Source organism: Paraburkholderia bannensis, from assembly GCF_014200455.1.
Classification (GTDB): Bacteria; Pseudomonadota; Gammaproteobacteria; order Burkholderiales; family Burkholderiaceae; genus Paraburkholderia; species Paraburkholderia bannensis_A.
On record NZ_JACHBW010000009.1, the window covers coordinates 171,223 to 192,520 of the forward strand.

Sequence of the window (21,298 nt, forward strand, 5' to 3'; positions counted from 1 at the left end):
CGGGGCAGCATTGTACGCGACGCGGCGATTTATGTGAGCGGGCGTTTCCAGAAGGAAACCTGGCCGCATGGACCGGCGGTGCGGCATATATTTCAGCCGCCCGATCTTATCGGTATGGATAGCGAAATGGTGATCGCAAGAAAAACGCCCGCCGTGATGCTGCGCGGCAGGCGTCATTCAGACGGCGCGGCGGATCAGGATTCCATCGCAGGCTGCGTCGCGCCGGCGCGTCGGCCCGGCATGAAGTACCACAGGCCCGCGACCGTTTGCAGCACGATCAGCGCAGTCCAGACGGTCTGATGCGCGGCCACCGGATAGTGCCCATCGACGGCGCTCCAGTGGCCGAGCGCCGCGCCGATGGCGATCTGCGTGACGAAGATGCCGACGAAGATCACCAGCGTGAAAGTGGTGTTGACGCGGCCGATCATGCGCGCGGGGAAGTACTCAGCCAGCACCGCATAGGTGAGGATGCCGGTGCCTCCCAGCGCACCGTAAGCGGCCCACAGCAGCGGTGCGGGCAGCGGCACGCGTGCGGCCAGCAGCGCCTGGACCACCACGAACAGCGCCATCGTCACGCCGGAAAAGCGCGCCACGCTCACGCCGCGTCGCTCGAAGGCGCGCGCGAGCGCCCCGAAGCCGATATTGCCGCCAATGAACGCACCGCCCAGCACGGAAACCAGCGAGGCCGCGCGCGAAGCCGCGTCCACCGTGCCCGCGGGCGTCACGTCACGCAGGAACGCGCCCACCCAGAGCGACTGCATCGCGTAGAACACCGTCTGTGTCAGCGCCGAAAACGTCGCCGTCTTCCAGAACGCGTGGCTGCGCAGGATATGCGCGGTGCCCTTGAACTGTTCGAGCACGCTCGCCTGATGGTGGGTGTCGCGCGTGCGCGGGCCGCCGATCCAGATGATCGCCGCGACGGCCGCCGTGAGCACGGCCAGACCCAGGCTCACCGATCGCCACGGCGCGATCGTCAGCAGCCAGGAGAGCGGTGCGCCCACCGCTACGCCGCCAAGGCCGCCCACGGCCATCACCAGACCGTTGACGAGCGTGAGCTGGGCGACGGGGAAGTGCTGGGCCGTGGCCTTGAACGCGCCGCCCAGGCACACGGACACGCCCACGCCCACCAGCAGACGGCCGAACATCATCACGCCCATGCTGTGCGAGAGCCCGAATACGAGCGCGCCGGCGGCGGCCACCAGCATCACGCAGGCGGTCACGCGGCGCGGGCCGAAGTGGTCGAGCAGCACGCCGCCCGGAATCTGCGCGCCCGCGAAGCCCAGGAAGTACAGGCTCGTCAAGGTGCCGAGATCGGTGGCGGTGAAGCCCATTTCGTGCGTCAGAAACGGCGCGAAGCCGAGGTTGACGCCCCGGAACAGATACGAGACGAAATAGCCGAGCGCGAACACGGCGAATACGCGCAATCTGAGTGCGGTCATGATGCGGACGGTCGACAGGGGCGCGCGGTGCCGTGCAGAAAGCTAAAAACAGGCAGTGCCGCGCGCCTCGAAAGCGTTTTGAATGGCTGGGACACGATTATTGGCGAAAGCCAGGCACGAGGCCAGCGAGAGATTTCAGCCGCGATTGTGAGTAGAATTTGACGTCATGTCCCGATCGCTCCCTCCCTTGCAGGCCCTGCGCGCGCTAGAAGCGGCGGCGCGGCGGCGCAGTTTCAGCCGTGCGGCAGAAGAATTGCATTTGACGCACAGCGCCGTGAGTCACCATTTGCGCGCGCTCGAAGCGGAACTCGGCGTCGAGCTGTTCCGGCGTGCGGGCAGCCGCATGATTCCCACCGCGGCGGGTGCGCAACTCGCCGAGCGGGTGCGGCGCAGCCTCGAAGACCTGCGCGAGGCGCTGGACGCCACGCGTCCTGGCGTGAGCGGCGTGACGCGGCTGGAACTGAGCGTGATGTCCGATTTCGCGTCGGTCTGGCTGATTCCGCGTCTGGGCGACTTCTACGATCGCCATCCGGATGTCGATCTCTCCGTGCGCATGCACGCCGACGTCACGCCGCCCGATCCCTATCCCTTCGATATCGGCATCTGGCATCGTCGCGTGGACGAGCCCGGTTTCCAGATCCGCAAACTGCTCGACGACCAGGTGGTGGCCGTATGCAGCCCCACGCTGCTGGCGCGTTATCCCGGCTTTCGCATCGAAGATCTGGCCGCCATGCCCTTGCTGCGTTTCTCGCGCCGCTCGTGGCGCGACTTCTTCGAGGCGGCAGGCGTAGCCGGCGACGAGCCCGAACGCGGCCCGGTTTTCGACGACGCAGGATTGCTGTTGCAGGCCACCGTTGCGGGTCAGGGCGCGGCAACGGCACGTTTGCAGCTTGCGCGCGGTTTTATCGAGCGTGGCGAACTGGTGCAACTCGGCCAGGCGCGCATACCCGCTGCGCTCGATTACTACTTCACCTGGCGCGAAGGGCACCCGCGTGAAGCCGCGATCCAGCAGTTCTATCGCTGGGTGAAGGCGCAACTCGCCATGTGACGCGTCACGCGAAGGCAACATTCAACATCAGCCTTCAGCGCGCGTTTTTTTCTTTCGTGAGTAAATGCGGGTAAAACCTGTGTTGGCGTTTGTCAACGCTGAGTGAATGCCGCGCGTTGCTGGTCGATAAGGACGTTCAATTGTGCGTCAATCAATTATGCTATGCCGGGCTATTCGCGCTGCATGCACCGGATTGGCGCGTCCTTAAATGCTATTCAATAGCATTTTGAATGGCGTGTTTTATCCTGGCATGCGGGACGGCGTGTGGACGCGGACTTGCCGGCTGCAGCGATTCCTCGGTGGAATCGAAGCATTTCACCCACACTCGAATAGTTATAGCGGCAGCTTTCACATCAGGCTCGAACTAAATGGAGTATCGTTAGTCCCCAAAGTGCCGGGCAGGGCGAATGGATAGTAATGGCCGCCATGCCGGCAGCGCGGTTTTCGGTAGTGAAGGGTGTGTAGTGCACGGGTCCATTATTCAGGTGGGCCATCAAAAAACTGTGACAACAGGAGAAACTGCATGAAGGCTATTCAGGCGTTCAAACTGGCAGCCGGCACGATGCTGGTCGCTGCTTCGCTTCACGTCTATGCGCAGGACGCCGCCAGCGCAGCCGCGCCGACCGACAGCGCCAAGGCCCAGGTCCAGCAGTCGAAACAGCAATACAAGTCGGCCAAGGCCGCCAACCGTGCGCTCTCGCGCAAGGTCCGCGCTGCACTCGCGAAGGACAAGGACATCAGCGTGGCCAACATCACCGTGCGTGCCAAGGACGGCGCTGTGATCCTCGAAGGCACCGTGCCGGAGCAAAGTCAGGTCGACCACGCCACGGACGTGGCGAAGGGCGTGCCTGGCGTGACGTCGGTGAAGAATGCACTGACGATCCGTCCGGTTGGGACCTGATCGCAGTCGTATTGCGTAGCCGTATCACGCAATATCAAAGCCGTACCGGCAATCCGCGTAGCGGGTTGTCCGTACGGCTTTTTTGCTTTCAGGGCTCGACATATTGCATCGATGGCGATTCACCGAGTAGTAGCGCCTGATTCGCGTCGGCGGCGGCGCGCAGATAATCCCATAGCGAGGTAATGCGCCGCAGCTTGCGCAATTCCTCGCGGCTGCAGAGCCAGAAGCGTCGCGTCACCATCACTTCGTCGGGCAGGATGCTCACCAGTCGCGGATCGGGTTCGGCCATAAAGCACGGCAGGATCGCGAGCGCGCTGCCTTGCAGCGCCGCGTGATATTGCGCGATCACACTGGTGCTGCACAGACTCGCGGTTACGTTGGGCGCGGTGCGCTCCAGATAAAGCAGTTCGTGGCTGAAGGCCAGATCGGCGACATAGTTGATGAAGGCATGCTGGCGCAGATCCGCGGCGCAGCGTATCGGCGCATGCTGTTGCAGATATTCAGGTGTGCCATAGAGTCTGAGGCGGTAGTCGCATAACTTCGTATAGACATACTGGCCGCGTTCGGGCCGTTCGAGCATGACCGCCAGATCGGCTTCGCGTTTGGACAGACTCACGAAATGCGGCACTGGCAGCAGATCGATCGACATGTCCGGATGCTTGCCCGTGAAGCGTGCGAGTTGCGGCGCAAGAAAAAAGCAGCCGAAGCCTTCAGTCGATCCCACCCGCACATGGCCCGAAAGCGACTGCGCGCCCAGCGCGAATTGCTCGCTGGCCGATTGCACCGTGGTTTCCACCGCATCGGCATAAGCCAGCAGACGCTGGCCTTCCGCCGTGAGCACGAAGCCGCCTGCGCGCGACTTGTCGAATAGCACGGTGCCCAATGCCGTTTCCAGTTCGCGCACGCGCCGCGCGACGGTGGTGTGATCCACGCCCAGCCGCTTTGCGGCGGCGCTCGCGCGCTGTGTGCGCGCCACTTCGAGGAAGTAGCGCAAATCGTCCCAGTTCAATGTCTCCACCTGTCCCGTTGTGTTTTTTTGCATATCGGATGGGCTTTTTCGTCTATATGCCGAGCATATTCGAATAACTATACTCGTTAGCAGACCGCTTCATAAAAGCTTGCAGCCGATACGGCAGACGGTCGCCTACTATAAAGATGGAGACAAACGATGCACATGCAGTCGACCCCCGACGGGGCGGCAGTGGCCGTTCCCGTTTCTGGACAAAAACGCCGCGCGCGCGATTATCTGATCGCCGGCTGGGCCAGCATGGCCGGCACGACGATCGAGTGGTACGACTTCTTCCTGTACGGCACCGCGGCCGCACTCGTGTTCAACAAGGTTTTCTTTCCCACGCTCGATCCGATCCTCGGCACGCTCGCCGCGTTCGCGACCTACGGCGTGGGCTTCGTGGGCCGTCCGATGGGAGGCATCGTGTTCGGTCACTTCGGTGACCGCATCGGCCGTAAATCGATGCTGCTGGCCACGCTCCTGCTCATGGGCATTCCCAGCATGGTGATCGGCCTGATTCCCTCGTATGCGAGCATCGGCTACTGGGCCGCCGTGCTGCTGGTGGCGATGCGCTTTCTGCAAGGCATGGCCGTGGGTGGCGAGTGGGGCGGCGCGGTGCTGATGGCGGTGGAACACGCGCCGCCGGGCCGTAAGGGCTTCTTCGGATCGCTGCCGCAGACGGGCGTGGGCTTCGGGTTGATTCTTTCGTCGATTGCAATGGCGGCGGTCACCGCGCTGCCGGAAGCGGATCTGCTGTCATGGGGCTGGCGCGTGCCGTTCCTCGCGAGCATCCTGCTGGTGCTGGTCGGCTGGGTGATCCGCGTGCGCGTGCCCGAGTCGCCCGATTTCGAACGCGTGAAAAGACAGGGCGAGCCGGTGAAAGCGCCGGTGCTTGAAGTATTGCGTCGCCAGCCGCGCGAACTGCTGACCATCATCGGTGCGCGCACCGCTGAAAATACCTGGTTTTACCTGGTAGTGGCGTTCGCGCTCGCCTATGCCGCGAATCAACTCAAGATTCCGAAAGTCCAAATCCTGCATGCGATCACCGCGGGTGCCGTGCTCTCGCTCGTGACCATGCCGTTCTCGGGCTGGCTGAGCGATCGCATTGGCCAGAAGCGCCTGTTCCTGGCGGGTCTCGTGATCATGGCGCTGTTCGCCGCGCCGTTTTTCTCGATGCTCGAAACCCTGCATGCGACGACGGTCTGGTGGGCGATGGTGCTGGGCGTGGGTGTGGTGTTCCCGATTCTCTATGCACCCGAATCGCAATTGTTTGCCGCGCAGTTTCCAGCTGAAATCCGTTATTCGGGCATCTCGGTGTCCGTGCAGGTGGCCGGTGTGCTGGGCGGCGGCGTCGCGCCGATGATCGCGACCGCGCTGCTCGCTTATGGCGGCGGCAAGCCGCATTACGTGGTGGCCTATATGGTCGTGCTGGCGGTGATCGCCTTCGTGTGCACGCTGCTGATGCGCTCACACCACGACTGAATAACAGGTAGTCATCCTATGTAATTGGACGAGGCACGGCCAAGGCAGCATCGTTCCAGTCTGTTCGAACCTTTGAGAGAGAGTTCAAGATGAACGCAGTCACCCAGGCATCCAATGCGCACGTTTCGACCGTCAAGCTGCTGATCGACGGCGAATTCGTCGAATCGAAGACAACGGAATGGCGCGACATCGTCAATCCCGCCACTCAGGAAGTGCTGGCGCGCGTGCCGTTCGCCACGGTCGCGGAAGTCGATCAGGCCGTGCAGAGCGCGCACGCCGCGTTCGCCACGTGGAAGAACACGCCGATCGGTACGCGTTTGCGCATCATGCTCAAACTGCAGGCGCTGATTCGCGAGAACATGTCGCGCATCGCCCAGACGCTCACGGCCGAACAGGGCAAGACGTTGCCGGACGCCGAAGGCGATATCTTCCGCGGCCTGGAAGTGGTGGAGCATGCGTGTTCGATCGGCACGCTCCAGCAAGGCGGCTTCGCGGAAAACGTCGCGGGCGGCGTGGATACCTACACGCTGCAGCAGCCGATTGGCGTGTGCGCCGGTATCACGCCGTTCAATTTTCCCGCGATGATTCCGCTGTGGATGTTCCCGATGGCAATCGTCTGCGGCAATACCTTCGTGCTCAAGCCCTCGGAGCAGGATCCGCTCTCCACCATGCAACTGGTCGAACTCGCGCTTGAAGCCGGGGTGCCGAAAGGCGTGCTCAACGTCGTGCACGGCGGCAAGGAGGTGGTCGACGCGATCTGCTCGCATCCGCTTATCAAGGCGATTTCGTTCGTCGGTTCGACGGCGGTGGGCACGCATGTGTATCGCCTCGGCAGCGAGCACGGCAAGCGTGTGCAGTCGATGATGGGCGCAAAGAATCACGCCGTGGTGCTGCCCGATGCGAATCGCGAACAGGCGATCAACGCGCTGGTTGGCGCGGCGTTCGGGGCGGCGGGGCAACGCTGCATGGCGACCTCGGTGGTCGTGCTGGTGGGCGCGGCGCAGCAATGGGTGCCCGAACTGGTTGAAAAAGCGAAGACGCTCAAGGTCAACGCGGGCCACGAGCCGAAGACCGATGTCGGCCCGGTGGTGTCGCGCGCGGCCAAGCAGCGCATTCTGGGTCTGATCGAATCGGGCGTGAAGCAGGGCGCCACGCTCGCGCTCGATGGCCGCGACGTCAAGGTGCCGGGCTACGAGAACGGCAACTTCGTCGGCCCGACGGTCTTCACCGATGTGAAGACGGACATGGATATCTATACGAACGAAATCTTCGGGCCGGTGCTGGTGGTGCTGACTGCCAATACGCTCGATGAAGCGATTGCCATCGTCAACGCGAATCCGTTCGGCAACGGCGTGGGACTGTTCACGCAAAGCGGCGCGGCGGCCCGCAAATTCCAGAGCGAAATCGACATCGGCCAGGTGGGCATCAATATTCCGATTCCGGTGCCGGTGCCGTATTTCAGCTTCACGGGTTCGCGCGGCTCCAAGCTTGGCGACCTCGGCCCTTACGGCAAGCAGGTCGTGCAGTTCTATACGCAGACCAAGACCGTGACGGCGCGCTGGTTCGACGATGCGACCGTCAACGACGGCGTGAACACCACAATCAGCCTGCGCTAAAAGGAGTCTCGCTCATGAAAATAGGTTTCGTCGGGCTGGGCCATATGGGTGCGCCGATGGCGCTCAATCTGCTCAAGGCCGGGCACACGCTCAGCGTGTTCGACCTGAGCGCCGAAGCGATGCAGACGCTGGCCGATGCGGGTGCGACCAGAGCCGCGTCGCCCAAAGATGCGGCCAGCGGTGCGCAATGGGTCGTCACCATGCTGCCCGCCGCCGCGCACGTGCGCAGCGTTTTGACCTCGGAAGACGGCGTGCTGGCGGGGATCGCCAAAGGCGTGACGATCATCGATTCGAGCACCATCGATCCGGCCAGCGCACGCGAGTTCGGCAAGCTCGCCGCGGCGAACGGCAACAGCTTCGTGGATGCGCCGGTCTCGGGCGGCACGGGCGGCGCGGCGGCCGGTACGCTCACGTTCATGGTGGGCGGCAGCGCGGCGCTCTACGAGAGCGTGAAGCCGGTGCTGTCGGGCATGGGCAAGAACATTGTCCATTGCGGCGACACGGGCACGGGGCAGGTCGCGAAGATCTGCAACAACCTCGTGCTCGGCGTGACGATGGCGGGCGTGGCGGAGGCGATGGCGCTGGGCGAGGCGCTCGGCATCGACGCGAAGGTGCTGGGCGGCATCATGAATACGTCAACCGGCCGCTGCTGGAGTTCGGACACCTATAACCCGTTCCCGGGCGTGATCGAAACGGCGCCCTCGACGCGCGGTTATACGGGCGGCTTCGGCACCGATCTGATGCTCAAGGATCTGGGTCTCGCCACCGACGCCGCGAAAAGCGCGCATCAGCCTGCATTCATGGGGGCGATCGCGCAGCAGCTTTATCAGGCGATGAGCAGCCAGGGCGACGGCAAGCTCGACTTTTCGGCCGTCATCAAGCTGTATCGCAAAGCGTAGCGGTAAGCGCGCAAACCCTTCAAGCGGCGCGGGCGTAACACGCTCGCGCCGCTTTTTTCAGGCTTTCTCGATGGCCGCCATGCGTGCCTCGATACGTGCGAGCAGGCGCTTGAACCACGCGTTGAGCAGCGTATTGGACGCCGCCGCGAGCGTCGAGCACGCGAGGATGCGATAGACGTCGTTGCGCGTGACCTTGGAGGGCCGCGCGGGATCGAGCCAGTCCTCGTTGGCGACCAGCAGTTCCAGCGTTTCGAGGCCGATCAGGATCGGCCACAGGCATGCGAGACGCAGGCGCACCGAAAGACGCGGCAGCGCGAACGTATAGTCGATAGCCGCGCGGAAGTGATCGAGCGCGATGCGCACGAGACCGAACATGAGCGGGCGGGCGCGCGGGGAAGTGCCCGGCTGCAGCAGATCCTCGGGTTTGAGCGCGGCCTGCGCGAGCATCGTCGTGGGCAGATAGCAGCGGCCGATGCGCAGATCCTTGCCGCAGTCACGCAGCACGTTTACCAATTGCAGCGCTTTGCCGAAGCGCACGCCGCGCTGATACATGGTCTCGCGCAGCTCCGGCGCGAGCGTGCCCGGCAGGTGCATATAGGTCATCTTCGTCCAGAACTCGCCCACGCAGCCCGCCACCAGATACGTATAGCGGTCGAGCGCGTCCCAGCTGCCAAGCGCGGCCAGTTGGCCCGAGCGTTCATCCGGGAAGGTGTTCAGGTCGAATTCCATGCCTTCGGTGAGCGTCGTGACGATCTCGCGCACGGCCACGCGGTCGTCCTCGTCGAGTTGCGCTAGCACGTCGAGTGCTCCGCCAAGCGATTCGAGCAGCAGCTTTTCGTCCGACTGCATCTGCTGACCCGCCACTTCGCTGGCGATGCGGGCGAGGGCGTCGTCGTTCGCGGTCCCCGTACGCGCGTGGGTGCCGTTGACGCGTTCGCGCAACGCGAGCAGCAGCGCGAGGCGCTGGGCCGGCGGGATCAGCGAGGTATCGGCGATGGTGTCGGCGGCGCGTGCGAGCAGATACGCCTCGCCCACGGGGTCGCGCATGCCGGCGGGCAGCACACGCATGGTGAGATAGAACGAGCGGGAAACGCCTTTGAGCAAGGGGCCGAGCAGGAAGGCCCGATTGGAATTCTGCATGTTGACTGGACAGTGGAGCGGCAGCGGCATTGTAGCGTGGACGACGGTAGGTCCCTTGCATGCAGGCGATCGACATCCCGCTTTCGGACCGATACGTCCCCTTGGGCGCGCAGTCATGCGGCTGTTTGCGCTCTGTCAGCGTTGGTAATCCATCCGATTACTGCGAATTTCGAATCCCGTTCACTGATTGCGCCCACAACGGGGAAATGAAAAGCGGCGCAGCCCCGCTGGCTTCGGCGCTTCAGCGTCTTTGAGCCCTCTGCGCCTGCCCTCCACGCAATATTGATGAAAGTAATCCAGGTAACGCGTGGGTAATTCCCCGCTGCGCCGCGCGCACTAGACTGCGCCGATGCTTTTGTCACGGAGTGCCGTTCATGTCCACGTCCACGTCACTAGCCATCGATTCGTTGCGGGGTTTCGAGCTGACCGCGGACGGCCAGTATCTGATGGTCAACGGCAATCAGCCGGACAGCGTCGCGCTGCATTGCTCGGTCCTGCACGAGATGCTGGCCGCCTTGTCCAATGCCATTGGCCGCTCGGAACGCATTCGCCACAAGACCGCGAGCGTGAAGTTCGCGATGCCTTGCGAAGGGTGGGAAGTGGGCCGCGAGAACGGCGCTGTGCAGCATCTCGTGGTGAGCTTCAGGCTGCCGGGCGGCGCGGAGCTCTCGTTCAGGCTGCATCCGGCGCAAGCCGCGCACATGACCGAAGTGCTCTCGCTCGCAACCGGTCTTGCCAGGCCGCTGCGGCCCAGCGGGATGCGCATGCAATAGCTCCCGCACTTTTAGGCGCTGCACGCAACCGGCTTGCGTGCGCCCAATTCGTCACGCGCTGGCGCGGTCCGCCGCGCCGCGTCCCTCGCGTCGCGCCGGTTTGCGCGGCGTATTCGTTTGTCTTCGCTGGCCTACTTCTCGACTTCCCGCATGACGGTTTCATCTTCTTCGCGCTACGCGCGCGCGCTGACCTTCGCCGGCTTCGGATTCGGCATCGCCGCCACCGCGCAAGCCACCGAACCCTTCGTGGTCCAGGACATCCGCATCGACGGACTGGCGCGCATCGAACCGGGCACCGTGTTCGCCTATCTGCCGATCAAGCAGGGCGACACCTTCTCCGACGACAAAGCCTCCGACGCCATCCGCGCGCTCTATGCCACCGGCTTCTTCAGCGACGTGCGCGTCTCCACCGAAGGCCGCACGGTGGTGGTGCAGGTGCAGGAACGCCCGGCCATCGGTACGATCGATTTCGCGGGCATCCACGAATTCGACAAGGACAATCTCACCAAGGCGCTGGGCGCCGTGGGCCTGTCGCCGGGACGCAGCTTCGACAAGGCGCTGGTCGACCGCTCCGAACAGGAACTCAAGCGCCAGTACCTGACGCGCGGCTATTACGCCGCCGAAGTCACCACCACCGTCACGCCGATCGACCGCAACCGCGTGGGCCTGCTGTTCTCCGTGGTGGAAGGGCCGAGCGCGAAAATCCGCCAGGTCAATTTCATCGGCACTAAGGTATTTAGCGAGAGCACGCTGCGCGACGAAATGCAGCTCTCCACGCCGAACTGGTTCTCGTGGTACACGAAGAACGATCTGTATTCCAAAGACAAGCTGACCGGCGACCTGGAAAACGTGCGCTCGTACTATCTGGACCGCGGCTACCTGGAGTTCAACATCGATTCGACCCAAGTGTCGCTGTCGCCCGACAAGAAGGACATGTACCTGACGATTTCGCTGCATGAGGGCGAGCCCTATACGATTTCCAGTGTCAATCTCGCGGGCAATCTGCTCGATCGCGAGGCGGAATTGAAGAAGCTGGTCGGCGTGAAGCCGGGGCAGCGCTTTTCGGCCTCGAAGCTCAAGGACACCACCAAGGCGCTGGTCGACAAGCTGGGCGAATACGGCTACGCGTTCGCGACCGTCAACGCCGAGCCGCAGATCGACCAGGTGCATCACACCGTCGCGCTCACACTGCAGGTCGATCCGAGCCGCCGTGTTTATGTGCGCCGCGTGAATGTGGTCGGCAATACCCGCACGCGCGACGAAGTGGTGCGCCGCGAGATGCGCCAGCTCGAAAGCTCGTGGTTCGATTCGAATCGCCTTGCGCTGTCGAAGGATCGTATCAACCGTCTTGGCTATTTCACCGATGTCGATGTCAGCACCGTGCCCGTGGAAGGCACCCAGGACGAAGTGGACGTGGATGTGAAGGTGACCGAGAAGCCCACCGGCACGCTGTCGCTGGGCCTGGGTTACGGTTCGGGCGAAGGGCCGATCATTTCGGCGGGGATTTCGCAGGACAACGTGTTCGGCACGGGCAAGAGCCTGTCGCTGAACGTCAATACCGCTTCCACGTATCGCACGCTGTCGGTCACGCAGGTCGATCCGTATTTCACGGTGGACGGCATCAAGCGCATCACCGATGTCTATTACCGCACCACCGAGCCGCTCTACTATTCGAGCACCAACGACACGAGTTTTCGCATCGTGTCGTATGGCGCGGACATGAAGTTCGGCATCCCGTTCTCCGAAACCGACATGGTGTATTTCGGTCTGGGCATCGAGCAGGACCGCCTCGACATCGACTCGGAAACGCCTCAGACGTACAAGGACTACGTGGCCGATTTCGGCCGCGTCTCGAACACCGTGCCGTTCACGGTGGGCTGGTCGCGCGATAACCGTGATAGCGCGCTGGTGCCAAGCCGCGGTTACTTCGCCCAGGCCAACGCCGAAGTGGGCACGCCGGCCGGGACGCAGTACTACAAGGCGGATGCGCAAATGCAGTACTACTACTCATTCGCGCGCGGCTTCGTGCTGGGCATGAACTTCCAGGGCGGCTACGGTAATGGCCTGGGCGGCAAGCCGTATCCGATCTTCAAGAACTACTACGCGGGCGGTATTGGTTCGGTGCGCGGTTATGAGTCGGGCTCGCTTGGGCCGCGCGATACGACCACCAACGACCCGATCGGCGGTTCGAAGATGGTGGTCGGCAATATCGAGCTGACTTTCCCGCTGCCCGGCACCGGCTACGACCGCACGTTGCGCGTGTTCACCTTCGTGGACGGCGGCAATGTCTGGGGTACCGAAGGCAGCAGCACTGGCGCGAACGGCCTGCGCTACAGCTACGGCGCCGGTCTCGAATGGATTTCGCCGATCGGCCCGCTCAAGCTCGACCTCGGTTTCCCGATCGTCAAGCACGCGGGCGACCAGTACCAGAAGTTCCAGTTCCAGATCGGCACGTCGTTCTAACGGCCTAGAAGTCGATCGTCGACGACAGCTCGACCGTGCGGCCCAGGCCCACGGCGATCTGGTTCGAGCCCGCCGCGCTCCAGTAGCGCTTGTTGGTGGCGTTCTCCAGATTGGCCTGCACGGAAACGCGCTTGCCATGCACGCGCGTTTCATAGCGCAGGCCCGCCGTGAAGAGCGTATAGCCGCCGATCCACGCCTGGTTCGCGCCGTTCACCGCGCGCGGGCCGGTGTAGTAGAGGCCGCCGTTGACGGCCAGCCCGGTGAGCGCGGGCACGCGGTATTCGGCGAACAGGCTGGCCGTCACATGCGGCGTGTTCTCGGGCACCTTGCCGAGCAGCGTGGGATCGCTCGATTCGGTGGTCTTCGCATCGAGATACATCGCGGACGCCGATACCGAAACATTGCGCACCGGCTCGCCCTGCACGGAGAACTCCAGCCCGCGATAACGCGCCATGCCGTCGAGCGTATAGACGTTGCTGGTGTTGGTTTCCGCCGAAGGCTGGCGCAGGTTGAAGAGCGCAACCGAAACCAGCGTGTTGCCCGGCAGGCGCGTGCGCACGCCCACTTCCTCCTGACGGCTCACGGCGGCAGGCAGGATCTGGTAGGCGTTCGCGGCGGTCGCGGGTGCGCTGCCCGGCGATTCGAGCGCTTCCACATAGCTCGCGTAGACGCTGGTGTTGGGCGTCAGGCGGTACGTGATGCTGCCCGAAGGCGAGGTGCGGTTGATGTTCTGGCCCGGCGTGCCGGCCTGGGAGCTTGTGTACTGCGAGTAACGCACCGCACCCATCACCTGGAGACGGGAAGTCAGATCGATCTGGTCGAACAGGTACAGGCCGCTATTGCGCACATGCTGGGCGTAAAACGCCTTGCTGGTGGCGCTGCGCGTGAGCTTCGCGATATCGATCGGATCATAGAGATTCTGCGTCGCCGTATACGTGTAGGTCGTGAAATCCGGCTGGAACAGCCAGTTCTGCGTGCCGCCCACCGTGACCGTATGCGTGAACGGGCCGGTCTTGAAGTCGCCGTTCACTTCGGCGCGCACGTTCTTGTTCTCGTACATCTGACCGTTTTGCTGGCTGCCCTGCACCGTGCCCGTGCCGGTCGCCACGTTGTACTTCTGGAACACCCACGCCCAGCGGTCGCGTCGCGTGATCGACTGGCCGATCGAGAAGTTCGCGCTCCAATGGTCGTTGAAGGTGTAATCGGCGCGCACGAGTTGCGAGGTGGCGCTCGCGTAGGTCGGGCGATTGTTGGGCACCAGCAGACGGCTGGGGTCGGGCATTGCGGGCAGCGTGATGACGCCGTTGACGGCGGTGAGCGGCGCGATGCCGGCCTGTTCGACGATCTTCGTTTCGATGTGTTCGAGGTCGTATTGCAGCTTGAGCCGGCTGCTTACGCGCCAGTCGAACGCGGCGCTGACGAACTTGCGGTAGCCGCGATCGCCTTCGATGGGTGTCTCGACGTGCTCGTCCATCGCATTCACACGGAGTCCGAATCGATCGTCAGGGCCGAAGCGACGCGCGATATCCACGGCCGCGCCAATCGAGCCGTTCGAATCGCCCAGCACGCTCAGGCTCGTCACCGGATCGCTGCCGGCGCGTTTCATCACCATGTTGACGATGCCCGCCGGCACCGTGAAGCCATAGTAGAGCGCCGAGGCGCCCTTGAGCACTTCGACGCGCTCCTTGTCTTCCATCGGCATCCAGATGTTGTTGTCGATGGGCAGCAGGCCGTCGATATAGAAGCTCGAACGGTTGTCCAGCGCGATGCCGCGTACCGAGAGGTTGTCGTAGGCGAGACCGTTGAGCTGCTGGCGCGAGACGCCGGCGACGTTGCGCACGGCGTCGAACAGGCCGGTCGCGCCCTGAGCGTCCAGCAGGTCGCGCGTGACGACGTTCACGGTCGCGGCCACGTCGAGTGCATCCTGGCCGCGATACTGGCCGGTTTCGACGCTCTTCGGCGCAAAGCCCTGGGTCTTGCCGCTGGTGATCTTGATCGGGGCGAGTTGTTGACCTGGCTGGCCTGGGTCTGCGGCAGATTTTTCGCCCGGTCTGGCGTTATCTGATTTCGCGTTCACGTCCGAGTCGGCGCTGGTGACGCTGCCCGCCGGAGCGTCGGCGGCCAGCGCGGGCTGGGTGGTCGGCCCCAGGCCGCCAATCGCGCCGATCACACCGGCGGCCAGCAATGCATTGATCAATCGGTGACGGCGGCCATGAAGGCCCTGTACGGCATACGACATCGAACCCAACCCCTGTTTTTTCTTGCGGACGCGCGCGGGCCGGCCTTCGCCGGAAAATCGGCAAAGCGCCGAGGTTTATGCCTCGCGGGTCAAGCTGTTTGAAAGTTCGAAATCATAATGCGAATGATTCGTAATTGCGAATGTAATTTCTATGCAGGGGTCGGATGTGGGCTGCTGACAACAAAGGAATAAATGGCGTCAGATGAGCAGTTCAAGCGAATGATAGAGCCGTCGCCGCTCGGGGTCTTGTGATGCTTCACCCGCTCGGATCGCCTCCTTGAGGCAGTCGAGAAAGCATTCGGCGGCAGCGGAGAGCGGCACGCCGCGCCGTGCGACCACGCTCACCACGGTACGGTCGACTTCCTCCTGAAGCGCGAGCGCCTGAAGGTTCTCGCGCGCGAAGCGCGTCTCGACCAGCGGCCAGGGAAAGATGCTGACCATATTGGTGTTCATGATCAGCCCCATCGCCACGATGAACGAATGCGCCAGATGCACGTTGCGGGGCAGCGGCAGGCCGTGGCGGCGGAATACGTCGTCGGTGACCATCTCCTTGCTGGCCGGGTCCCAGTTGAGCAGCCATTCGCATTCCTGCAGATCGGCGAGCGAATGCGCGTGTTCGAGCGGATGGCCTTTGCGCACGACCACGGCGGATTCGGTCGCGAAGATCGGCGTCTGCGAAAACTCGGTGTGCAGGGAAGCCGGTCCGGGTTTGCCGAGCGAGAAGTCGAGCGTGCCGTCGCGCAGGCGCGGCATGACGATATTCAGGAGTCCCTCGTAGAATTCAAGCTGCATGCCGGGCATGCGTTCACGAAAACGCGTGACCGCATCGGGCAGGAACGAGAGTGCGAGCCACGGCGTCACGCCGATCGAGAGCTTGCCGCCGCCACTGCCGCGCCGCGCATCCAGTTCATCCTGAGCGCGCGAGAGCTGGTGCACGATCGCGCGCGCATGCACAAGCAATGCCTGGCCGGCTTCGGTGAAGGCGATGCCGTTCGCATTGCGCGTCACCAGCGCGATTTGCTGTTCGGCCTCCAGCTCGCGCACGGCCTTGGTCGCGGCCGCCGGTGAGATGCCGAGCGCGCGCGCCGCCGCGCGGATGCTGCCGGTATCGGCCATGGCGACGAGCGCCCGGAACTGATGGAACTTCATGAGGGAAAACCCGGGTGAAAACCTGCGGTTGGCGGGCTAACCATTTTAGGGCTGTCGGCGAAAAATCGGCGTCATTATCCTGTGGCATCCAGTAATGACTGCGCTCCAGGAGACGACGGATGAACACGATGGCGATTCCGCCCGCAATCGCGGCGATCGAAGAAGAAATGATCGCGCTGCGCCACGCAATCCACGCCCACCCGGAACTCGGCTTTGAAGAGTTCGTAACCAGCGATCTCGTTGCCCGGAAACTCGCGGAGTGGGGCTACGAAGTGCATCGCGGGTTGGGCGGCACGGGCGTGGTCGGCACGCTCAAGCTGGGCAGCGGCGTGCGCCGCCTGGGTCTGCGCGCCGACATGGACGCCTTGCCGATTCACGAAGCCACCGGCCTCGACTACGCGAGCCGCATCCCCGGCAAGATGCACGCCTGCGGCCACGACGGCCATACGGCGATGCTGCTCGCCGCGGCGAAACACCTCGCGCAGTCGCGCCTATTCGACGGCACGCTGCATCTGATTTTCCAGCCAGCCGAAGAAGGCCTGGGCGGCGCGAAGCGTATGCTCGACGAAGGCCTGTTCGAGCAGTTCCCCTGCGACGCCGTCTTCGCGATGCACAACATGCCGGGTTTCCCGACCGGCAAGCTCGGCTTCCGTTCGGGGCCGTTCATGGCGTCGTCGGATACCGTCATCATCGATATCGACGGACGCGGCGGTCACGGCGCGGTGCCGCACAAGGCGATCGATCCCGTGGTGGTGGCGGCCAACATCGTGCTTGCGCTGCAGACCATCGTGTCGCGCAACATCTCGCCGCTTGACATGGCCATCGTCACGGTGGGCGCGATCCACGCGGGCGAAGCGCCCAATGTGATTCCGCAGACCGCGCAGATGAAGCTCTCGGTGCGCGCTCTGCGCCCCGAAGTGCGTGATCTGCTCGAAGCACGCATCACGGCGCTGGTGCACGCGCAGGCGAGCGCCTACGGCGCGACGGCGCGCATCGATTATCAGCGCCGCTATCCGGTGCTGGTGAACGACGCGGCCATGACGGCCTTCGCGCAGGACGTCGCGCGCGACTGGCTTGGCGAGGCCGGGCTGATCGACAACCTCGATCCGCTAACGGGCAGCGAAGACTTTTCCTTCCTGCTCGAAAAGTGCGCGGGCAGTTATCTGATCATCGGCAATGGCGACGGCGAGGGCGGCTGCATGGTTCACAACCCCGGCTACGATTTCAACGACGACTGCCTCGCGACCGGCGCGGCGTACTGGGTGCAACTCGCCGAGCGTTTCCTGCGCGCCTGACGCGCAGCGAGCCAGTGACTGCACGAGGCATCAGGGCGGCGGGAACCGGCGCATGAAGGCCGACACTGCCCACGAGGAGACATACGATGAACGCCAGCACCTTGCACACCGACCCGGACGCCACCGCGCCCGCTTCGTCATCCGCTTCCCGCGTATCGCGCGCCAAGGCCATCGCCGCCATCACGCTTGGCAATGGCCTGGAGTTTTTTGACTTCACGGTTTATAGCTTTTTCGCGACGACCATCGGCACGCTGTTTTTTCCCGTTCATGGCGCGCTGAATCAGTTGTTGCTCGCGGTGGGCAGCTTCGGCGTGGGCTTCATCGTGCGGCCGATCGGCGGCGTGATGATCGGCGCATTCGCCGACCGCGTGGGCCGCAAGGCCGCCATGACCTTGACGCTGTGGCTCATGGCGCTGGGTTCCGCCTTGATCGCCTTCGCGCCCACTTATGCGCAGATCGGCCTGGCCGCGCCCGCGCTGATCGTGTTCGCGCGGCTGGTGCAGGGCTTCGCGGTGGGTGGCGAAGTCGGGGCCTCGACCGCGATGCTGCTCGAATATGCCGACGACCGTTCGCGCGGTTTCTATGGCAGCTGGCAGTTCGTGAGCCAGGGCCTCAATACGGTGTGCGGCGCGCTGCTGGGCATGGCGCTTTCGACTGCGCTGTCGCCCGCGGCGCTGCAAAGCTGGGGCTGGCGCGTGCCCTTCGTGATCGGCATGCTGGTGGTGCCGGTGGGCGTGTATATCCGCCGCCATCTCGACGAAACGCTGGAGCACGTCGAACCGGTCGATACGGATACCACGGTCGCCGTGGCGGCGCGCCCGGTGCGGGAGATTTTTTCGCACCATCGCACCGCGCTCGTTGCGGGCGTGCTGACCACCATCGGCGGCACGGCGGCGAATTACATCGTGCTGTTCTACATGTCCACCTACGCGATCAAGATCCTTGGCCTGCCGATGTCGGTGGGCATGGGCGCGGCGCTGGTGGCGGCGCTAGTGACGGCGTTTTGCTCGCCGTTCGCAGGCATGCTGTCCGACCGGTATGGACGCAAGCGCGTGCTGGGCTACTCGCGCGTGTTGTTGATTGCCGTGATCTATCCCGCCTTCATGCTGATTCATTCGATGCCGACCGTGCCGGCTGTGCTGGGCGTGGTCGCGGTACTCGGCGCGATTGTCGCTTTCACAGCAGTGCCGAATATCGTAATGCTCCCGGAACTTTTCCCGCAGTCGATGCGGGTCACCGGCATGTCGATCGTCTATTGCGTGGGGGTGTCGATCTTCGGCGGCTTCGCGCAATTCTTTGCGACATGGCTGATCCAGCTGTTCGGCAATCCGCTCGCGCCAGCGTGGTATCTGATTGGCTGTGGCGCAGTTTCGCTGATCGCTTTGCCATTGATCCGCGAACCGGCTGGACGCCCGCTCGACTGAAGAAGGCATTTCGATCCGGCATGCCGGATAGATCCGATATCGTTAATTGTTGTGGCGCGTGCTATACATTTTTGGCGCGCGCCATCGGTTTCTTTACGCGGCGTTTGCACGCCAATTTCTAGAATCGAGCCATGTTCAACCACATGGCGCCCCGGTTCTACCGGCAAGCGCCTCGCTCATATGGCATCGCTCCTGCCGCATCACCTCGCCTCCACCCTCAGGATTGCGCCGCGCGCGACTCGCATGGCGCGCGCGCAACAGTCGAAACCGGTTCGTCACGTCACGGTGCAGATGGCGGTGCGCGTCGCCACCCGCGATGCGCAACTGGCGCGCTGCCTGTTGCACGGACTGCTGGGTCGAGCGCTGGGTGTCCATACGATAGATTTTGATCGCAGCCGCGACCTGGCCTGCCTCCATGTCGAACTGGAGCGCGCCCGCGTGCCCGATGCGATGGCGTTGCTGATTCGCACCTTGCCAGGCGCGGAGTTTGGCACAATCCGTCGCCTCGATCGCAGTCGACAAAGGTAAAGCATCGATATTCGATTGTCGAGTGTTCAGCTCCCATGTTTGCAATCGATAGATTGGAATTTATTCCTTTTCATGCAACACACGATGCGATTGTTTCCGTGTCCGAATTGAATATTGATTGCCCGTAAAGACCGATGTGTCTGCATGAGCAATCTGATCGTGCACCTTGAAAAAACGCAGTAAGATTTGCTCCGAACTTGAGGCGGCGCAGCAGCTCCCCTATAGGGAAAACGCCTAAGGTTCGTCGGTCCAGCGTAGATCGTCGACAACGGAGAACAGCATGGCATGCGGATATCGGGTAGCACGTGTGTGCTTGTCCATGGGTTTGGTGATTGGCGCTGCTGCGTGCCACGACAAAACGCCGGTTGCATCGGCGCCACCGCCCGCGAATGTGGATGTCATGGACGTCGCGCTTCGGGATGTGCCTGTTGTTTTTGATTATGTCGGTCAAACAGAAAGTTCTCAGCAGGTCGAAATACGCGCGCGCGTAAGCGGATTTCTCGAAAAGCGCGTCTATGAAGAAGGCTCGATGGTCCATCAAGGGGACGTCATGTTCCAGATGGATCGCAAACCGTTCCAGGCCTCGCTTGACGCCGCGCGCGCCGAATTTGCGCAGCAGAAGGCGCGGCTCGATACCGCGCAGGCCAATCTCAATCGCGTCAGGCCGCTCGTGGCAAAAAACGCGTTGAGCCAGAAAGATCTCGACGATTCCGTCGGCCAGCAACAGGCGGCGGCGGCGGCGCTCGAGCAGGCGCGTGCCAACGTCACGAGCGCACAGCTCAACCTCGGCTATACGACCATCACTGCGCCGGTTACGGGGCTGTCCAGTTTCGCGAAGAAGCAGGACGGTTCCTATATCGACGCGAGCAATAGTCTGCTGACATACGTCGCGAAACTCGATCCCATGTGGATCAACTTCTCGCTCTCGGAAAACGAGATGCTCAATCTGCGCTCGCAGACGGCGAATGGCACGCTCAAGCTGCCACAGGTGGGCAAGCTGGAAGCGGATATCGTGCTGGCCGACGGCAGTACGTATCCGTACACCGGCCGTATCGCCTTTGCCGATGCATCGCTGAGCGATAAAACCGGCACCTATCTGATTCGCGCCGAAGTCCCCAACCCGAAGGGCTCGCTGCGGCCTGGCCAGTTCGTGCGAATCAAGCTGCGCGGGGCCGATCGCAGCAACGCCATCGCCGTGCCGCAAAACGCGGTGATCCAGGGGCCGCGCGGCGCGTTCGTCTGGACCGTGGACAAGGACAACAAGGCACAGCAGCGCTCGATCGAAACCGGCGAGTGGAACGGCAACGACTGGGTGGTCAGCTCGGGTCTGCATGCGGGCGATCGCGTGGTGGTCGACAACACGCTGCGGCTGATGCCGGGCGCCCCGGTCAATCCGCATGTCGTGCAGGCGCCGGCGAAGGCGGCCGATGCGGGGGGGGCTGCGAGTGGCGCTGCGAGTGGCGCTGCGGCTAACGGCGACAACGGCGCTAATGGTGGCAATGCCACGGCGTCGAACGGCGGGTCAAACGGCGCCGTGTCTGGCGGCAAGATGGCAAGTAGTGCTTCAGGTTCCACACAGCTTTACTTCAGGAGCGGCAGCGCGAGCCTCGACGTGCAGTCGGCGTCGGCGCTCGCGGCGGTTGCGCAACGTCTGGCAGCGTCGCCTGATGCGCGGGTGGTGGTGTCGGGCTATACCGATTCGACCGGCTCCGCCGCGCAGAACGACCGGCTCGCTCATGCACGCGCCGACACCGTGCGCTCGGCGCTCATTGTCGCGGGCGTGCAGGACGCGCGCATCGACATGCGCAAGCCCGCACGCGTAGTGGCAACCGATCCCGCCGACAAGTCCCGACGCGTGGACGTGACCCTCTCGCCCGCAGCGGGAGGCTAAGC

At 63.4% G+C, this 21,298-nt stretch carries 17 protein-coding genes; 11 read left to right on the top strand and 6 right to left on the bottom strand.

Going from position 1 to position 21,298, the window contains the following annotated elements; genetic code table 11:
* Positions 1-194 precede the first annotated feature (194 nt).
* Complete coding sequence (locus tag F4827_RS16775) at positions 195-1,439, bottom strand: nitrate/nitrite transporter (protein ID WP_183725084.1); 1,245 nt, start codon at positions 1,437-1,439, stop codon at positions 195-197.
* Positions 1,440-1,605: 166 nt separating this feature from the next.
* Here F4827_RS16775 and F4827_RS16780 point away from each other — a divergent pair, with 166 nt between their 5' ends.
* Both F4827_RS16780 and F4827_RS16785 read left to right on the top strand, forming a co-directional pair.
* Positions 1,606-2,487: a LysR substrate-binding domain-containing protein gene (locus F4827_RS16780; protein ID WP_183725085.1), complete on the top strand. Its 882-nt coding sequence runs from the start codon at positions 1,606-1,608 to the stop codon at positions 2,485-2,487.
* A gap of 523 nt (positions 2,488-3,010) precedes the next feature.
* Positions 3,011-3,388, top strand: a complete 378-nt coding sequence (locus F4827_RS16785; protein ID WP_183725086.1) for a BON domain-containing protein — start codon at positions 3,011-3,013, stop codon at positions 3,386-3,388.
* 88 nt (positions 3,389-3,476) lie between these two features.
* On the opposite strand, the gene F4827_RS16790 is transcribed toward F4827_RS16785, so the two are convergent.
* Positions 3,477-4,430, bottom strand: coding sequence for a LysR family transcriptional regulator (locus tag F4827_RS16790; RefSeq protein ID WP_183725087.1), 954 nt, complete (start codon positions 4,428-4,430; stop codon positions 3,477-3,479).
* 126 nt (positions 4,431-4,556) lie between these two features.
* Here F4827_RS16790 and F4827_RS16795 point away from each other — a divergent pair, with 126 nt between their 5' ends.
* The 3 genes from F4827_RS16795 (at position 4,557) to mmsB (ending at position 8,394) form a co-directional block, all read left to right on the top strand.
* The gene (locus F4827_RS16795) at positions 4,557-5,879 is read left to right on the top strand and encodes an MFS transporter (protein WP_183725088.1); all 1,323 of its coding nucleotides are present in this window, start codon (positions 4,557-4,559) and stop codon (positions 5,877-5,879) included.
* Between the two features lie 89 nt (positions 5,880-5,968).
* Positions 5,969-7,495, top strand: coding sequence for a CoA-acylating methylmalonate-semialdehyde dehydrogenase (locus F4827_RS16800; RefSeq protein WP_183725089.1), 1,527 nt, complete (start codon positions 5,969-5,971; stop codon positions 7,493-7,495).
* A gap of 14 nt (positions 7,496-7,509) precedes the next feature.
* Positions 7,510-8,394, top strand: coding sequence for a 3-hydroxyisobutyrate dehydrogenase (gene mmsB, locus F4827_RS16805; protein ID WP_183725090.1), 885 nt, complete (start codon positions 7,510-7,512; stop codon positions 8,392-8,394).
* 57 nt (positions 8,395-8,451) lie between these two features.
* Here the strand turns inward: mmsB and F4827_RS16810 are convergent, their stop codons facing one another.
* Complete coding sequence (locus F4827_RS16810; RefSeq protein WP_260175251.1) at positions 8,452-9,534, bottom strand: phytoene/squalene synthase family protein; 1,083 nt, start codon at positions 9,532-9,534, stop codon at positions 8,452-8,454.
* 374 nt (positions 9,535-9,908) lie between these two features.
* Here F4827_RS16810 and F4827_RS16815 point away from each other — a divergent pair, with 374 nt between their 5' ends.
* A complete protein-coding gene (locus tag F4827_RS16815; protein ID WP_183725092.1) occupies positions 9,909-10,307 on the top strand; it encodes a hypothetical protein in 399 nt (132 codons plus the stop codon).
* A gap of 150 nt (positions 10,308-10,457) precedes the next feature.
* The gene (gene bamA, locus F4827_RS16820; RefSeq protein WP_183725315.1) at positions 10,458-12,770 is read left to right on the top strand and encodes an outer membrane protein assembly factor BamA; all 2,313 of its coding nucleotides are present in this window, start codon (positions 10,458-10,460) and stop codon (positions 12,768-12,770) included.
* A 4-nt stretch (positions 12,771-12,774) separates the two neighbouring features.
* On the opposite strand, the gene F4827_RS16825 is transcribed toward bamA, so the two are convergent.
* Together F4827_RS16825 and F4827_RS16830 are read right to left on the bottom strand one after the other, a co-directional pair.
* Positions 12,775-15,009: a TonB-dependent siderophore receptor gene (locus F4827_RS16825; protein WP_183725093.1), complete on the bottom strand. Its 2,235-nt coding sequence runs from the start codon at positions 15,007-15,009 to the stop codon at positions 12,775-12,777.
* 198 nt (positions 15,010-15,207) lie between these two features.
* The gene (locus F4827_RS16830; protein WP_183725094.1) at positions 15,208-16,158 is read right to left on the bottom strand and encodes a LysR substrate-binding domain-containing protein; all 951 of its coding nucleotides are present in this window, start codon (positions 16,156-16,158) and stop codon (positions 15,208-15,210) included.
* A gap of 119 nt (positions 16,159-16,277) precedes the next feature.
* On the opposite strand from F4827_RS16830, the gene F4827_RS16835 reads away from it, so the two are divergent.
* From F4827_RS16835 to F4827_RS16845, 3 genes are all read left to right on the top strand, one after another.
* Positions 16,278-17,453, top strand: coding sequence for a M20 aminoacylase family protein (locus F4827_RS16835; RefSeq protein WP_183725095.1), 1,176 nt, complete (start codon positions 16,278-16,280; stop codon positions 17,451-17,453).
* Positions 17,454-17,539: 86 nt separating this feature from the next.
* Positions 17,540-18,877 (top strand): MFS transporter, encoded by a 1,338-nt coding sequence (locus F4827_RS16840; RefSeq protein ID WP_183725096.1) that lies wholly within the window; start codon positions 17,540-17,542, stop codon positions 18,875-18,877.
* A gap of 180 nt (positions 18,878-19,057) precedes the next feature.
* Positions 19,058-19,405 (top strand): hypothetical protein, encoded by a 348-nt coding sequence (locus tag F4827_RS16845; protein ID WP_183725097.1) that lies wholly within the window; start codon positions 19,058-19,060, stop codon positions 19,403-19,405.
* A 234-nt stretch (positions 19,406-19,639) separates the two neighbouring features.
* On the opposite strand, the gene F4827_RS35345 is transcribed toward F4827_RS16845, so the two are convergent.
* Complete coding sequence (locus F4827_RS35345; protein WP_260175270.1) at positions 19,640-19,807, bottom strand: hypothetical protein; 168 nt, start codon at positions 19,805-19,807, stop codon at positions 19,640-19,642.
* On the opposite strand from F4827_RS35345, the gene F4827_RS16850 reads away from it, so the two are divergent.
* A complete protein-coding gene (locus F4827_RS16850; protein WP_311673688.1) occupies positions 19,734-21,296 on the top strand; it encodes an efflux RND transporter periplasmic adaptor subunit in 1,563 nt (520 codons plus the stop codon). The two genes, F4827_RS35345 and F4827_RS16850, sit on opposite strands and share 74 nt — an antisense overlap.
* Positions 21,297-21,298: the final 2 nt, after the last annotated feature.